This is a genomic window from Variovorax sp. S12S4, assembly GCF_023195515.1.
Taxonomy (GTDB): domain Bacteria; phylum Pseudomonadota; class Gammaproteobacteria; order Burkholderiales; family Burkholderiaceae_C; genus Variovorax.
Genome location: NZ_JALPKR020000002.1, coordinates 466,661 through 482,065 on the forward strand (window position 1 = coordinate 466,661; position 15,405 = coordinate 482,065).

At 64.8% G+C, this 15,405-nt stretch carries 17 protein-coding genes; 10 read left to right on the plus strand and 7 right to left on the minus strand.

Annotated elements, in window-relative coordinates:
• Positions 1-131: 131 nt before the first annotated feature.
• From M0765_RS02530 to M0765_RS02565, 8 genes are all read left to right on the plus strand, one after another.
• Complete coding sequence (locus tag M0765_RS02530; protein ID WP_258501840.1) at positions 132-2,435, plus strand: NADP-dependent malic enzyme; 2,304 nt, start codon at positions 132-134, stop codon at positions 2,433-2,435.
• 222 nt (positions 2,436-2,657) lie between these two features.
• Positions 2,658-3,272, plus strand: a complete 615-nt coding sequence (locus M0765_RS02535; RefSeq protein ID WP_258501842.1) for a TRAP transporter small permease — start codon at positions 2,658-2,660, stop codon at positions 3,270-3,272.
• A 1-nt stretch (position 3,273) separates the two neighbouring features.
• Positions 3,274-4,539 (plus strand): TRAP transporter large permease, encoded by a 1,266-nt coding sequence (locus M0765_RS02540; protein WP_258501844.1) that lies wholly within the window; start codon positions 3,274-3,276, stop codon positions 4,537-4,539.
• Positions 4,540-4,584: 45 nt separating this feature from the next.
• Complete coding sequence (locus M0765_RS02545) at positions 4,585-5,586, plus strand: TRAP transporter substrate-binding protein (protein ID WP_258501846.1); 1,002 nt, start codon at positions 4,585-4,587, stop codon at positions 5,584-5,586.
• A 234-nt stretch (positions 5,587-5,820) separates the two neighbouring features.
• The gene (locus tag M0765_RS02550) at positions 5,821-6,855 is read left to right on the plus strand and encodes an ABC transporter substrate-binding protein (protein ID WP_258501847.1); all 1,035 of its coding nucleotides are present in this window, start codon (positions 5,821-5,823) and stop codon (positions 6,853-6,855) included.
• Positions 6,855-7,715, plus strand: coding sequence for an ABC transporter ATP-binding protein (locus M0765_RS02555; protein WP_258501848.1), 861 nt, complete (start codon positions 6,855-6,857; stop codon positions 7,713-7,715). The genes M0765_RS02550 and M0765_RS02555 overlap by 1 nt, the downstream gene beginning before the upstream one ends.
• Positions 7,716-7,724: 9 nt before the next feature.
• Complete coding sequence (locus tag M0765_RS02560; protein ID WP_258501850.1) at positions 7,725-8,495, plus strand: ABC transporter permease; 771 nt, start codon at positions 7,725-7,727, stop codon at positions 8,493-8,495.
• 10 nt (positions 8,496-8,505) lie between these two features.
• Positions 8,506-8,982: a nucleoside deaminase gene (locus tag M0765_RS02565; protein WP_258501851.1), complete on the plus strand. Its 477-nt coding sequence runs from the start codon at positions 8,506-8,508 to the stop codon at positions 8,980-8,982.
• Between the two features lie 4 nt (positions 8,983-8,986).
• Here the strand turns inward: M0765_RS02565 and M0765_RS02570 are convergent, their stop codons facing one another.
• The 3 genes from M0765_RS02570 to M0765_RS02580 all read right to left on the minus strand — a co-directional run bounded on the left by M0765_RS02570 (position 8,987) and on the right by M0765_RS02580 (position 11,110).
• Complete coding sequence (locus M0765_RS02570; RefSeq protein ID WP_258501852.1) at positions 8,987-9,211, minus strand: oxidoreductase-like domain-containing protein; 225 nt, start codon at positions 9,209-9,211, stop codon at positions 8,987-8,989.
• A gap of 43 nt (positions 9,212-9,254) precedes the next feature.
• The gene (lpxO, locus tag M0765_RS02575; RefSeq protein WP_126748103.1) at positions 9,255-10,151 is read right to left on the minus strand and encodes a lipid A hydroxylase LpxO; all 897 of its coding nucleotides are present in this window, start codon (positions 10,149-10,151) and stop codon (positions 9,255-9,257) included.
• A gap of 86 nt (positions 10,152-10,237) precedes the next feature.
• Positions 10,238-11,110 (minus strand): NAD(P)-dependent oxidoreductase, encoded by an 873-nt coding sequence (locus tag M0765_RS02580; protein WP_258501854.1) that lies wholly within the window; start codon positions 11,108-11,110, stop codon positions 10,238-10,240.
• A 126-nt stretch (positions 11,111-11,236) separates the two neighbouring features.
• Between M0765_RS02580 and M0765_RS02585 the strand changes: the two genes are divergently transcribed.
• Positions 11,237-11,569, plus strand: a complete 333-nt coding sequence (locus M0765_RS02585) for a winged helix-turn-helix transcriptional regulator (RefSeq protein WP_258501855.1) — start codon at positions 11,237-11,239, stop codon at positions 11,567-11,569.
• Between the two features lie 31 nt (positions 11,570-11,600).
• On the opposite strand, the gene M0765_RS02590 is transcribed toward M0765_RS02585, so the two are convergent.
• The 3 genes from M0765_RS02590 to M0765_RS02600 all read right to left on the minus strand — a co-directional run bounded on the left by M0765_RS02590 (position 11,601) and on the right by M0765_RS02600 (position 12,667).
• Positions 11,601-11,999 (minus strand): OsmC family protein, encoded by a 399-nt coding sequence (locus tag M0765_RS02590; RefSeq protein ID WP_258501857.1) that lies wholly within the window; start codon positions 11,997-11,999, stop codon positions 11,601-11,603.
• A 70-nt stretch (positions 12,000-12,069) separates the two neighbouring features.
• Positions 12,070-12,537, minus strand: a complete 468-nt coding sequence (locus M0765_RS02595) for a winged helix-turn-helix transcriptional regulator (RefSeq protein ID WP_055803119.1) — start codon at positions 12,535-12,537, stop codon at positions 12,070-12,072.
• A 1-nt stretch (position 12,538) separates the two neighbouring features.
• Positions 12,539-12,667 carry a hypothetical protein gene (locus M0765_RS02600; RefSeq protein WP_258501859.1) on the minus strand — a complete coding sequence of 43 codons (129 nt, stop codon included), beginning with the start codon at positions 12,665-12,667 and terminating at the stop codon, positions 12,539-12,541.
• On the opposite strand from M0765_RS02600, the gene M0765_RS02605 reads away from it, so the two are divergent.
• Positions 12,666-13,967 (plus strand): D-amino acid dehydrogenase, encoded by a 1,302-nt coding sequence (locus M0765_RS02605; RefSeq protein ID WP_258501860.1) that lies wholly within the window; start codon positions 12,666-12,668, stop codon positions 13,965-13,967. The genes M0765_RS02600 and M0765_RS02605 overlap by 2 nt on opposite strands.
• 303 nt (positions 13,968-14,270) lie before the next feature.
• On the opposite strand, the gene M0765_RS02610 is transcribed toward M0765_RS02605, so the two are convergent.
• Positions 14,271-15,353, minus strand: a complete 1,083-nt coding sequence (locus M0765_RS02610; protein ID WP_258501861.1) for an aromatic ring-hydroxylating dioxygenase subunit alpha — start codon at positions 15,351-15,353, stop codon at positions 14,271-14,273.
• Positions 15,354-15,405 lie beyond the last annotated feature (52 nt).

A 15,405-nucleotide genomic window follows, 5' to 3' on the forward strand; every position in this document is an offset into this window, starting at 1 on the left:
TCGGAGTTTAGCGAACCAGCGCTTCGGTTCCGCGCAGGCTATAGGGTCAGGCGTTTTCGGCATTTCCCCTTTGGGAACAAGCCATGCTTTTGCGGTAGCCTCATTGCCCGTCAGAAACAAGGAGACATTTCATGGCTGCACCCCTCTCCCCCGCAGAAGAAGCTCTTCGCGATGCAGCGCGCGAATACCACCGCTCGCCCGTCAAGGGCAAGATTTCGGTCACGCCGACCAAGCCGCTCCTGAACCAGCGCGACCTGTCCCTGGCCTATTCGCCCGGCGTGGCCTACCCCTGCCTCGACATCGCGGCCGACCCGTCGCTGGCGGCCGACTTCACCGCGCGCGGCAACCTGGTGGGCGTGGTCACCAACGGCACGGCGGTGCTGGGCCTGGGCAACATCGGCCCGCTGGCCGCCAAGCCGGTCATGGAGGGCAAGGGCTGCCTGTTCAAGAAATTCGCCGGCATCGACGTGTTCGACATCGAACTTGCCGAGACCGACCCCGACAAGCTGGTCGACATCATCGCGGCGCTGGAGCCCACGCTGGGCGGCATCAACCTCGAGGACATCAAGGCGCCCGAGTGCTTCTACATCGAGAAGAAGCTGCGCGAGCGCATGAACATTCCGGTGTTCCATGACGACCAGCACGGCACGGCCATCATCTCGGCCGCGGCGCTGATCAACGGGCTCGAACTGGTCGGCAAGAAGATCGAGGACGTGAAGATTGCCGTCTCGGGCGCCGGCGCGGCCGCCATTGCCTGCCTCGACGTGATGGTGGGCCTGGGCGCCAAGCCCGCCAACATCTACGCCTGCGACTCCAAGGGCCTGATCTACATGGGCCGCGCGGGCGGCTTCGACGACTCCAAGGCGCGCTACGCGCAGAAGGACACCGGCGCCCGCACCCTGGCCGACGTGGTGAAGGACGCCGATGTGTTCCTCGGCTGCTCGGCCCCGGGCGTGATGAGCGCCGACATGGTGAAGACCATGGGCACGCAGCCGATCATCCTGGCGCTGGCCAACCCCGAGCCCGAGATCCGGCCCGAACTTGCCAAGGCCGTGCGGCCCGACTGCATCATTGCCACCGGCCGTTCCGACTACCCGAACCAGGTGAACAACGTGCTGTGCTTCCCGTACATCTTCCGCGGCGCGCTCGACTGCGGCGCCAGCAAGATCACGGAAGAAATGAAGCTGGCCTGCGTGCGCGAGATCGCCGAGCTCACCAAGGCCGACATCAGCGAAGAGGTGGCCACCGCCTATGCGGGCCAGGAGCTGTCTTTCGGGCCCGACTACATCATTCCCAAGCCCTTCGATTCGCGGCTCATCCTGCGCATTGCGCCGGCCGTGGCCAAGGCGGCGCACGCATCCGGCGTGGCCGCGCGGCCCATCGAAGACATGGACGCCTACCGCCAGCACCTGACGCGCTTCGTCTACCAGACCGGCATGTTCATGCGCCCGGTGTTCAGCGCCGCCAAGATCGCGGCCGCCAAGCGCGTGGCCTATGCCGAAGGCGAAGACGAGCGCGTGCTGCGCGCGGCCCAGCTGGCCGTGGACGAAGGCCTGGCCCAACCCATCCTGATCGGCCGCCCCGCGGTGATCGAGGCGCGCATCAAGAAGGCCGGCCTGCACATCCGTGTGGGCACCGACGTGGAAATTGTCGACCCCGAAGACGACCCGCGCTTTCGCATCTACTGGGAGAGCTTTCACAAGCTCATGGGCCGCCGCGGCGTAACGCCCGAGGCCGCCAAGACCATGGTGCGCCGCTCCAACACCATCATTGCGGCGCTGATGCTGCACCTGGGCGATGCCGACGCCATGATCTGCGGGCTGGTGGGGCGCTTTGACGTGCACCTGGAGCACATCCGCAACCTCATTGGCCTGAAGCGCGGCGCACCGGGCTTTGCCACGCTGAACGCACTCACGCTCGAAAAGCGCACGGTGTTCATCACCGACACCAACGTGAACGAGGACCCGAGCGCCGAACTGCTTGCCAGCATCGCGATGATGGCGGCCGAAGAGGTGCGCCGCTTCGGGCTGCCGCCGAAGGTGGCCTTTCTTTCGCACTCGAACTACGGCACCTCGAGCCGCGGCTCGGCACGCAAGATGCGGTTGGCGCGCGACCTGTTCGCGCAGATGGCGCCCGACATCGAATGCGACGGCGAAATGCACGGCGACTCCGCACTGTCCGAAGAAGTGCGCCGCATCGCGCTGCCCGAGACCACGCTCACCGGCGAAGCCAACCTGCTGGTGTGCCCGAACCTGGACTCCGCCCACATCCTCTACAACGTGCTGAAGATGACGGGCGCCAATGGCATCACGGTCGGCCCCATCCTGCTGGGCGCCTCGGGCTCGGCGCATGTGCTCACACCTTCGTCGACGGTGCGGCGCGTGGTCAACATGACGGCACTGGCGGTGGCGAATGCGACGACCGCGCTGAAGTAACAGGCCCCGCCTTCACCAAACCGACGCCCCGCTGCAGCACGCAGCGGGGCGTTTTTCATTGCGGCGCGGTACGTCGCATGCACCGTTTCCGCCCGCTCATCATTTTTTCGGCTGGCATGCAATCTGCTAATACCCTGAGCAGATATTCCAAATATCTTATTAATATATTTAAAACCTCGGCTTCTGGCCCTTCTTCAACCTTCACCTCTTTTCCCTTCTCACATGGAAGAACACGCCTTGGAACGCGGGGGCTTTTCCCGCCGGGTGCTCGATGCGTCCGACTTCGTCCTGCGCTGGGAGCGCCGCCTGCTTTCCGGGCTGATGGGCCTGCTCATGGTGCTGGTGCTGCTGAACGTGGTCACGCGCTACAGCGGCGTGCCCCTTTATTGGGTGGACGAGGCCTCGGTGTACTGCGTGGTGTGGCTCACCTTCATCGGAGCCTCGGCAATGACGCGGCTGCGGCTGGACTTTGCAGTGACGCTGCTCACCGACAAGCTCGGCGAAAAAGCGGTGCGCATTGCCAAGGCCGCCGCTTCGGGCGGCGTGCTGCTGCTCGGCCTTGCGCTGCTGGCCATGTGCTGGCTCTACATGGACCCGGTGGGCATCGTGCGCCATGGCTTCGATGCCAAGGAATACGCGGCCGAGTCCTTCAACTTTCTTTATACCGAGCGCACGCAAACGCTCAACTGGTCGGCCTGGGCCGTCCAGCTGATCCTGCCGGTCTTCTCGGCCACGCTCAGCCTGCATGCGCTGTCCAACCTGCTCGAAGACCTTGGCCTGCAGCCCCGGCGCACGCACGCCGAGTTCCATGTGACCAACGCGGACGCGGTGAACTGACATGCTGACCTCCGCATTCTTCCTGTTGATCATGCTGGTCGGCGTGCCGATCGGCGCCTGCCTGTGCCTTGCGGGCATCGTCTACATCCTCAACTCGGGCGACACGGTGCTCTTCCAGTCGTTTCCGGTGCAGATGTTCGGCGGTGTCGACAGCTACAGCCTCATTGCAATTCCGCTGTTCATCCTGATCGGCGAGGTCATGAACGGCGGCGGCATCACCAAGCGGCTGGTCGACCTGGCGCTGGCCTTCATCGGCTCGGTGAAGGGCGGCCTCGCCTACGTGAACATCCTGGCCAACATGCTGGTGTCGTCGATCATCGGCTCGGCCACGGCGCAGGTGGCCATCATGAGCCAGATCATGGTGCCCGAGATGGAGAAGCAGGGCTACGACAAGACCTTTGCCGCCGGCATCACGGTGTACGGCGGCATGCTGGGGCCGATCATTCCGCCGTCGGTGATGTTCGTGGTGTACAGCGTGCTGGCGCAGGTGGCGGTGGGCGACATGCTCATTGCCGGCATCATTCCCGGGGTGATTCTCACGGTGCTGTTCTTCATCGTGATCGCATGCATGGGCGTGATCTACAACTACCCGCGCACCGCAAAGCGCACCATCAGGCAGCGGCTGCACACCATTCTCACGGCCTGCCCCACGCTGCTGATTCCCATCGTGATCGTCGGCTCCATCCTCGGCGGCGTGGCCAACCCGACCGAATCGGCGGCGGTGGGCGCGGTGGCCGCGGTGCTGATCGGCCGCTATGTCACCAAGGAATTCCGCTTCGCGATGATTCCGCAGATCCTGCTGAAGTCGGCAATCTACTCGGCGGTGGTGCTGTTTTTGGTGGCCGCGGCGGCGGTGTTCTCGTGGCTCCTGATCTACGGCAAGGTTCCGCAGGCCACGGCCGCATGGATCCAGACGGTGGCGAAGGACCCTATCGCCTTCTTGCTGCTGGTGAACCTGATCCTGCTGGTGATCGGCACGGTGATCGACGGCATTCCGGGGTTGATCATGACCGTGCCGATCCTGCTGCCCATTGCCACGGAGATCTACGGCATCGATCCGCGCCACTTCGGCGTGGTGGTGGTGATCAACCTGGTGCTCGGGCTGATGACGCCGCCCGTGGGGCTGAGCTTCTTCGTGGCTTCGGCCGTCACCGGCGCCAAGCCCGGAAAGATGTTCATCGTCACGCTGCCGTTCTTCCTCATCTGCTGCGCGGCGCTGGTGCTGCTGTCGCTCTTTCCGAGCCTGTCGCTGGCCTTGCTCAAGTAAGCCCGACAAGCGCCCCGTTTTTCCTTCACTCAACCGGAGCCTCGCATGTCCCTCTCCCGCCGCAAATTCGTCGTCCAGGCCGCCGCCGGTACCGCCGCCGCGTCGTCCGCTCTGTTCAGCACCGTGTCGCGCGCAGCAGCCGCCAAGGAGTTCCGCCTCGGCCTCATCACGCCCGCCGGCCACTCGTGGAACCGCGCCGCGGTGGGCTTCGGCGAAGCACTCAAGAAGGCCACCGACGGCCGCCTGAGCGCTACCGTGTTCCATTCGGGCCAATTGGGCAACGAGTCGGCCATGATGCAGCAGCTGCAGTCGGGCGCGCTGGACATGGGCTGGATCCAGGCCGCCGAGCTCGGCTCACGCGTCTCCAGCGTGGCGGCCATCAACGCGCCCTACCTCGTGCGCTCCACCACCAACGTGGCGTCGCTGGTGCGAACGCCGGCCGCGCTCAAGCTGCTCGAGGTGCTGCCACGCGAAACCGGCACCATCGGCCTGGGCTGGGGCATCACCGGCATGCGGGTGGTGTTTTCGACCAAGCCCATCGCCACGCCCACCGACCTCAAGGGCATGAAGCTGCGCATCAACCCGACGCCGGTGTACCGCGACTTCTATCAATTGCTCGGCGCCGCCCCCACGCCGATTCCCACGCCCGCCGTTTTCGACGCCATGTCGAACGGACAGGTCGACGGGCTGGAGGCGGACATCGAGTTTTCATGGAACCAGCGCTTCGACCGGGTCGCGAAGACCATGCTGCCGATGAACGCGCTGTTCATGCCCTTTGCACCGCTGGTCTCGGGCCGCATCTGGCAGACGCTCGACGCCAAGGACAAGTCGCTCATCACCGACCTGGTGAAGCAGTCGCTCGACGCGCAGATCAGGGACATCGTGACCACCGAACTCGGCCTGATCGACAAGTTCAAGACGAGCGGCATCACCATCAAGAGCGACGCCGGCTACAACCCCGCGCCGATCATTGCGGAGTTCGACAAGATCTGGCTGCCCAAGGCCCCGCAGATCGCCGAGCTGCGCAAGATCGGCGCCGCGCTCTGAACCTGCGCGCGAGGCCGGCACTTGGGGCGCCGGCCGGCAAGCCGGCGCCCCAAATTGGTTCAAGCTTCAAGCTTCTTTCGGCTGAAATCCGCGAGAACTCACAAAACGGGTGCGCATAGCCACGCCCGCGCCCCAACTTTGCACCGCGCCAGTTCATCGGGAGGGTTCGCACCAATCGCGTGCGGGCACCGTTTTTGCTTGAATGCAGAAGCATTCACCTCCAACGGATTTCGCATGAACAAGCGCCAACTGCTCCAGTCCTTCCTCGCCGCCTCGGCCCTCAGCTTCGGTCTTTCTTCGGCCCTTGCCCAGACCACGACGCCGATCAAGTTCCAGCTCGACTGGCGCTTCGAAGGGCCGGCCGCGCTGTTCCTGCACCCCGCCGCCAAGGGCTACTTCAAGGCCGCCGGCCTGGACGTGACCATCGACGCGGGCAACGGCTCGGGCGGCACCGTCACACGCGTGGCCTCCGGCGCCTACGAAATGGGCTTTGCCGACCTTGCCGCGCTGATGGAATTCCACGCCAACAACCCCGACAGCCCCAACAAGCCGGTCGCGGTGATGATGGTCTACAACAACACGCCAGCCTCGGTCATGACGCTGAAGAAGAGCGGCATCACCAAGCCGGCCGACCTGGCCGGCAAGAAGCTCGGCGCACCGGTGTTCGACGCGGGCCGCCGCGCATTCCCGATCTTTGCCAAGGCCAACAACATCGGCGCAGTCAACTGGACCGCCATGGACCCGACGCTGCGCGAAACCATGCTGATCCGCGGCGACATCGACGCGATCACGGGCTTCACGTTTACCTCGCTACTCAACCTAGAAGCACGCGGCGCCAAGGCCGCCGACATCGTCGTGCTGCCCTACCCCGACTACGGCGTGAAGCTGTACGGCAACGTGATCATCGCGTCGCCCAAGCTCATCAAGGAGAACCCCGAGGCAGTGAAGAAATTCCTCTCGGCGTTTGCCAAGGGCGCGAAGGAAGTCATCGCCAACCCGGCGGTGGCCATCGAATCGGTGAAGGCGCGCGACGGCATCATCGACAGCAAGCTCGAAACCCGCCGCCTGCAACTGGCCATCGACACCGTGATCAACAGCGCCGATGCGCGCAGCGACGGCTTCGGCGCCGTGAACGCCGGCCGCATGTCGCTGATGGCCTCGCAAGTGTCCGACGCATTCAACACCAAGACGCGCGTGAGCCCCGACGCGGTGTGGACCGCGGCGCTGCTGCCGCCCGCGGCCGAACTCAACGGCGTGCTGCGCAAGTGATGCCAGCGGACGCATCGAGCACGGACGCGGCTCCCTTCGTCGACTTTCAGGACGTCTGGCTCGCCTACAACGAAGAGCTGCTGCGCGCCAACCACTTCGCGGTCGAGGCCATCGACCTGAAGGTGAGGCGCGGGGAGTTCATCGCCATCGTCGGGCCTTCGGGCTGCGGCAAGTCGACGTTCATGAAGCTCACCACGGGGCTGAAGATGCCGTCGATGGGCAAGATCCGCATCGACGGCCAGCCCGTGACCGGGCCGCTCAAGATCTCGGGCATGGCGTTTCAGGCGCCTTCGCTGCTGCCGTGGCGCACCACGGTCGACAACGTGCTGCTGCCGCTCGAAATCGTCGAGCCCTACCGCTCCAGCTTCAAGGCCAAGCGCAAGGAATATGTCGAGCGCGCGCGCAAGCTGCTGCAGAAGGTGGGTCTTGCGGGCTATGAAGACAAGTTTCCCTGGCAGCTCTCGGGCGGCATGCAGCAGCGCGCAAGCATTTGCCGCGCGCTCATTCACGAGCCCAAGATGCTGCTGCTCGACGAGCCCTTCGGCGCGCTCGACGCCTTCACGCGCGAAGAGCTCTGGTGCATTCTTCGCGACCTCTGGACCGAGCAGCAGTTCAACGTCATCCTGGTGACGCACGACCTGCGCGAATCGGTGTTCCTGGCCGACACGGTTTATGTGATGAGCAAGAGCCCGGGCCGCTTCGTGGTGAAGCGCGAGATCGAGCTGCCGCGTCCGCGCGAACTGGAGCTCACGTACACCAAGGAGTTCACCGACATCGTGCTGGAACTGCGCGGACACATCGGCGCCATTCGAAACACGGGCATCAGCGCGGCGCAGACAGCGGCCGCGGTGTCTCACTGAAGGCGCGCCATGAAGAACACCAAGCAAATCGAACGCTGGTCGCCATGGCTGCTGCTCGTGGCAGTGATCCTGCTGTGGCAGGTGATCTGCGCGGGCTTCGGCGTTTCGGACTTCATCTTTCCGAGCCCGCTGCGCATCTGGAACCAGTTCTGGGAATTCAAGGAAATCATCGCGGGCCATGCATGGCGCACCTTCTGGGTGACGATGGCGGGCTTCGGCCTGGCCATTGTGGTGGGCGTACTGCTGGGCTTCGTGATCGGCAGTTCGCGCATCGCGTATGCGGCGATCTATCCGCTCATGACGGCCTTCAACGCGCTGCCCAAGGCGGCCTTCGTGCCCATCCTGGTGGTGTGGTTCGGCATCGGCGTCGGGCCGGCCATTCTCACGGCCTTCCTGATCAGCTTCTTCCCGATCATGGTGAACATTGCCACCGGCCTTGCCACGCTGGAGCCCGAGCTGGAAGACGTGCTGCGCGTGCTCGGCGCCAAGCGCTGGGATGTGCTTGTGAAGATCGGCCTGCCGCGCTCCATGCCCTACTTCTTCGGCTCGCTCAAGGTCGCGATCACGCTGGCTTTTGTCGGCACCACGGTGAGCGAGATGACGGCGGCCAACGAAGGCATCGGCTACCTGCTGATTTCCGCCGGCTCGGCCATGCAGATGGGCCTGGCTTTTGCAGGCCTGATGGTGGTGGGCGCGATGGCCATGCTGATGTATGAGCTCTTCAGCGTGATCGAGAAGCACACGACCGGGTGGGCGCACCGCGGTTCGCAAAACCAGTGATGCGGAGCGAATGACACGCGACCAGATCATCCGCGCGCTGCGGCGCGCCGACGAGGTGGCCCGCCGCGCCATGGCGATGGGCCGGCATCCCTTCGGTGCCGTGCTCGTTGCGCCCGACGGCGAAACCATCCTCGCCGAGCAGGGCAACATCGACACGGTGAACCACGCCGAAGCCACGCTGGCGCGCCATGCCGCGCAGAACTGGCCGGCGGAGTATCTGTGGCAATGCACGCTGGTCACGACCTTCGAGCCTTGCGCCATGTGCGCAGGCACCGGCTACTGGGCGAACATCGGCCGCATCGTCTACGGCGCGGAAGAAAGCGCCTTGCTCGCGCTCACGGGCGACCACCCCGAGAACCCCACGCTGAGCCTGCCCTGCCGCGAGGTCTTCGCGCGCGGGCAAAAGAAGATAGAGGTGATCGGGCCGGTGCCTGAGGTGGCGGACGAGATGATCGCCACGCACCGCGGCTTCTGGGAAGCGCGTTAGAGCGCTAGGCCAGCAGCAGCGACGCCTCGTCGCGCCAATACGCAATGGCTGCCAGCCAGCCTTCCCACACGCAGCCGTTGCAGCCGCGTCCGCAGCAGGTGGTGGGCTCGGGCGGTGGCACGCGCAGGGTGAGCCGCTGCGCAGCGGCCTCGGACTGAACGGCCTCGATCAGCGCCTGGGCGCTGGCAAGGTCGACCGGCACGGGCAGGTCTTTGTCTGCAAGGGACATGGGCAGGCAGCGGTGGCTGGGGAGCGCGCGGCAGGCTGGGGCCTTACCAGAAGATCCAGAGCGCAAGGCCGCCGAAGATCGACCACTTCACAAGGTAGTACGCGCGCTTGTCCCAGGCCTTGAGACGCTTGCCGATGACGCGGATCTGATAGATGTACTTGAACGCGCGGTTGATGCCGCCGGTCTTGTCGCCAACGTCGTTGGGCGAAGCGGCCGCGGCCAACAGGTTCTTTGCAAACCAGCGGTTCACGGCACTGGCCCAGCGGTACTTGAGCGGACGCTCGATGTCGCAGAACAGGATCACGCGGTCCTTGTCGGTCGTGTTCTCGGCGTAGTGGATGTAGGTTTCGTCGAACACCACGGCCTCGCCGTCGCGCCAGTGGTAGCGCTGGCCGTCCACGTCGATGTAGCAGCCCTCCACGCCCGGCGTCCACAGGCCCAGGTGGTAGCGCAGCGAGCCCGCAAACGGGTCGCGGTGGCGCACGAGGCGGCTGCCCGGCGGGAGCTCGGCAAACATGGCGGCCTTGATGGTGCCGATGCCTTTCAGCAGCTCGGTCGTGCGCGGGCACAGCACGGCGGCGGAGGGATGCGCATCGTCGTACCACTTGAGATAGAAGCGCTTCCAGCCGCTCTTGAAGAAGGAGTTGAAGCCCACGTCGTTGAACTGGCTCGAGGCCTTGATGCTGCCGCCATTGCGCATGGCCAGCGCCTCTTCGCGGATGACCTGCCAGTTCTCTTCGAGCACCCGCATCTCCGGAAACTGCGCGGGCGACAGGTACGGCGTGCTCGGCACCTTCGAGAAGATGTACATGAAGGCGTTCAACGGCGCCAGGAAGGTCGAATGATCAGAAAGCTGCCTGAAAAAACGATGCCGGACCTGGCCGCGGAAGTGAACGTAGAGTGCGCTGAGCGCGAAGATGGCGAGAATGACCCACTTCATTAAAGTGTCCTGTAAAGCGGGTCGTAGTGTAATTCTTCACACTTGTTCCGGCTGACTGCGGCCTTTCATGCCCTTTACAGGCCCCTTCAGCCGCGCAGCAGCTTGATCAGCGCCGCCAGCTCCTCCCCACCCAGCCCCGCTGCATCGGCCCGCTGGAACAACCCTGCCGCGAACGTCGGAAACTCGGTATTGATGCCGGCCTGCTGCGCGGTCTGCAGGATGCGCTGGGTCGCTTCCACCGAAATGCGCATCGGGCTTTGCGATATTGCGAAGTTGCCCGACTGGATAACACTGCCTTCGTGCTGCAGGAACCCGGCGAAGGTGGGCATGATGCCCGCCACGATGCGGCCGTATTCCGCCACGTCGAAACCCTCATGCTCGGCCACGCGCGCGCCGTGCAAGAAGCCGAGCATGGTGCCGTAGACGGTCGACAGCGTGGCCAGGTCCATGGCCGCGGCGGCGCTCGCCTTTTCGCCCAGGTACACGATGCCGCCGCCCAGAACGCCGAGCAACGGCTCGGCCGCGCGAAACACGTGCTGTGCGCCCGACATGAGAATGGGCGTATCGGGCTGCCCCATCTGGTCGGGCGCCGCCTGAATGGCGCCTTCGAGGTAGGTCGCGCCCTGGCGGTGCGCCCAGGCTTCGGCATCGCGCGCGTCCTGCGGACTGCCGGTGGTGAGCTGCACCAGCAGGCGACCGTCCATTGCCGCGGCCACGCCCTCGGCGCCAAGAATCGCGTCAACCGCGCGGTAGTCGTACACGCACATCAGGGCCACCGGGCTTGCGCGCAAGGCTTCGGCGGCACTGCGCGCGAGCACGGCGCCCCGGCTCACCAGCGCCGCGGCCTTGTCCGCCGTGCGGTTCCACACCCTGACCTTGTAGCCCTTGTCGAGGTAGAGCCGCGCGATGGTCACGCCCATCGATCCCAGGCCCAAGACGGTAATTTCCTTGTTGCTCATGCCAGTTGTCCGCAAGTTGTGAAGAGGCCTGCATCGTAGGAATTGCACTCCTCAATGGTCAAGTACCTACAATAAAGTGAGGTACTTACCAAAACGCATGTATTCAACCAGCAAGGGCAAGAACGGATGAAAGACAAAAAACCCTACAACTGCGGCATCGGCCCCGCGTTCGAGGTCATCGGCGGCAAGTGGAAAGCCGTGATCCTGTGGGAGCTTCATGCGCAGCCGCGCCGCTTCGGCGAGCTGAAGCGGCTCTTGCCGGACATCAGCGAGAAGATGCTGATCCAGCAGTTGCGCGAACTGGAGGCGGACGGCATCGTGCACCGCGAGGTGTTCCACGAAGTGCCGCCGCGGGTGGAGTATTCGGAGACGAAGCTCGGTGCATCGCTCAATGCGGCACTCGGGCCGCTGGCGGATTGGGGCGACCGCTATGCCAAGCGCGCGGGCGTGGCACGCTGAACTTTGCCGGTGCCCCGCGTGCCGGGGCCGATCAGGCCCAGCCGGTTTCGATTTCGGTCTTCACCTCGGTCATGAGCCGGTGCACCGGGCACTTGCCCGCCACGCGCAGCAACTCGTCGCGCTGCGCCTCGGTGAGTTCGCCGGTCACGCGCAAGCTCGACTTCAGCCGGTAGACGCCCTTGCGCTCCTCGCTGTCGTCCCGGTCGACGATCACCTCGATGTCTTCCACCGGCATGCCCTTGCGGCGCGCGTAGATCAGCACCGTGAGCGCCTTGCAGGCCGCCAGCGAGGCGTCGTACAGGTCGTGCGGCTCGGGCCCCGCATCGCTGCCGCCGCCGGCCGGCGAGGCATCGATGGGAATCTCGTGGCTGCGAATCTTGAGAATGTGACGCGTGCCCGTGATGCCGTCGCGCCGGACCGTGATGCTCATGCCGATGTCCTTGGTGGTGGATGTGGGTGTGGCTGTGAATGCCGGGCGCGATGGTAGCCCCTGGCCTTGCTCAACGGTCGACCGCAAGCATCAGCGTTTCCTTGATTTCTTCCATCACCACGTAGCTGTGCGATTCGGCAGCCACGGGCAGCTTCTTGAGAATGTCGCCCAAGAGGTGCCGGTACTCGCTCATGCCGCTCAGGCGCGCCTTCACCAGGTAGTCGAAGCTGCCCGAGACCAGGTGGCACTCGAGCACCTCGGGCATGTGGAGCAGCTCCTTGCGCACCTTGTCGAACACGTCGCCCGACTTGGCGGAGAGCTTGATTTCGACGAACACCAGCAGCGTCTTGCCGAGCGCCTCGGGCGACACATGCGCGTGGTAGCCGCTGATGACGCCTTCGCGTTCCATGCGCTTCACGCGCTCGGCGCAAGGCGATGCCGACAGGCCGATGCGCTCGGCCAATTCGGTCATGGAAATGCGGCCCTGGCGCTGCAGCAGGTCGAGGATCTTGCGGTCGATGCGGTCGAGTTCGGGCATTTCACTCCTCGCGGGGCATTGGGCAAAAGTTTTCAGTGACTTTCACTGAAAACCGCTTGAAAACGATGAAATCCACCGGATTGTGCGCCTTAGATTTCGTGTATTCACCTTCAATCTGGTAAATATCCATGAAAGTCATCGTTCTTGGCGGCGGCGTGATCGGCACCACGACGGCCTACTACCTCGCCCGCTCGGGTGCCGATGTGACGCTGCTCGACCGGCAGGCCGGCCCGGCCGAGGAAACCAGCTTCGGCAACGCCGGGCAGGTGTCGCCAGGCTATTCGACGCCATGGGCTGCACCGGGCATTCCGCTGAAGGCGATCAAGTGGATGTTCCAGAAGCACGCGCCGCTGTCGATCCGCCCGGACGGCACGCTGTTCCAGCTGCGCTGGATCGCGGCGATGCTGCGCAACTGCTCGCCCGAGCGCTACGCGGTGAACAAGGAACGCATGATGCGCGTGGCCGAATACAGCCGCGGCTGCCTGCAGCAACTGCGCGCCGAAACGGGCCTTCAATACGAACACCGCACCGGCGGCACGCTGCAGCTGTTCCGCACGCAGGCGCAGCTCGATGCAGTGCAGCGCGACATCGCGGTGCTCGAGGAATGCGGCGTGCCCTACGAACTGCTCGACCGCGATGCGCTCGCGCGTGTCGAGCCGGCGCTGGCCGGCGCGCGCGATCGGCTCACGGGCGGCCTGCGCCTGCCGAACGACGAAACCGGCGACTGCCACCTGTTCACCCGCGGCCTTGCCGACATTGCACGCGGCCTGGGCGTGGACTTCCGCTTCGGCCAGACCATCGACGGACTGGAGACCGACGGCGGCCGCATCACCGGTGTGCGCACCAAGGCCGGCAAGATTCTTACGGCCGACCGCTACGTGGTGGCCTTCGGCAGCTATTCGCGCGCGGCCATCGCATCGCTGGGGCTGGACATTCCGGTGTATCCCGTCAAGGGCTACTCGCTCACCGTGCCGCTTATCGACGAATCGCTGGCGCCGCAATCGACCGTGCTCGACGAGACCTACAAAGTGGCGGTCACGCGTTTCGACAACCGCATTCGCGTGGGCGGCATGGCCGAACTCGGCGGCTTCGACCTGCGGCTGAACCCGCACCGCCGTGCCACGCTCGAGAAGGTGGTGAGCGACCTGTTCCCCGGCGGCGATCTGCCGCGCGCCACCTTCTGGACTGGCCTGCGCCCCATGACGCCAGACAGCACACCCATCGTCGGCGCCACACGCTACCCGAACCTGTTTTTGAACACGGGCCACGGCACGCTGGGCTGGACGATGGCTTGCGGCTCGGGCAAGCTGATCTCCGACCTTGTGACGGGTCAGCGGCCGGAGATTCGCACGGACGGGCTGGCGATGGACCGCTATACGCAAGGGACCTCGCGTACTGCGCGCCCGAGTCCTGCGACTGCTGCGGCCTGAGGCCTGTGGTTTTGGGGCTGCTGTTCAGGGCGCGTGCAAAGGCCACCGGGTACTCCCCTCCGCGAATGTCCCCGGGGCTGCGCCCCTCCTCCTTTATTTCGCTGCGCGGAGCACCCGATGGCCTGTGCACATGGACGCGCTGCTGGTGCATCGCTGATCAACGACTGCTCTTTGCATCGCACCCGCTGGCGGGGTGCCGTGCGCAGCGAAATAAAGGAGGAGGCCGCAGGCCGGGGGACATTCGCGGAGTAAGGTACCCCGTCGGCGGGTGCGCCGCCCCGAACAACCACAGCGCCAAAAAACTCAGGCCGCCTTCGAAATCGGAATGGTCACAGCGTTCATCCCGCGATAAACCTCCGCCTCGCCATGCTTCGCAAGCAACTGCATCAGGTGCTTGCGAATCAGCATCCCAGGCCGATCGGACTCCATCGAATATTCGACACCCCGACGCCGCGTGTCGACCAGCGCATCAGGGTCCGTCGATTCGAGGATGTCCTTGTCCTCGCGCGTGATCTCCTCGTCGAAGTCGATCAACATCTGCGCCGCGCAATCGGCCTCGGTGTCGTTGCGGAACAGCCATTGGCACAGCTGCATGCGGCCATCGTCGATGGGTGTGAAGCAGTTGATGATGATGTGGCGCACGCCGCTCGGGTATTCGATGTCGAGCCGGCGCGAGAACGGCAGAAAGTAGGCGTTGCGCATGTGGCGCGTGGTGATCGGGTCCGTCACGCCGCTGATGGCGTGAAACTTGGCGGGGTTGACGGCCTCGATCACAGTTTCCGCATGGAAGCCGCTTTCGTTCTCCACCAGCTCGTATTTGCTCGGCTTCGGGCTTGCGGCCACGCCGAAGGTGGCGCGGTGCACAAAGCTGAAGTGCGAGTTGTCGAATGAATTTTCCAGCGCCCGCATCGGGCTGGTCTGCCACTCTTCATGGAACTGGAAGATGGTGCGGTAGCCCGGGTCGGTGAATTCGGGAATCGCTGGAATATCCGCAAGCGGTTCTTCCAGGGCCACCCATGCATAGCCATAGCGCGCAGTGCAGCGGTAGGCGGTCGTCTTGTACTCCGGCGAAATCTTGCGGTCGGGCTCGTACTGCGGAATGCGGATCACCTGCCCGCTGCGGTCGTAGGTCCAGCCGTGATAACCGCACTGGATGGCGCCCTGCCCGCAGGCCTTGCCTTCACCATCGACGCACCAGCCCTTCGAGAGCTTGGCCGTGCGATGGCAGCACCGGTCGCGCAGCGCAGCAGGCTGACCGTCGGCGTCGATGAAGAGAACGATGTCTTCGCCCAGCAGCGTGAAGGGCTTGGGGCCATGGGCCAGGTCGGCAAGCGGCATGACGGCATGCCAGAACTTGCGGAAGACGGGTTGTTGGGTGACGAGCATGCGTGGACTCCTTCTGTTGTTGCGCGTGGGTACGAACGAACCTGAAAGAGCA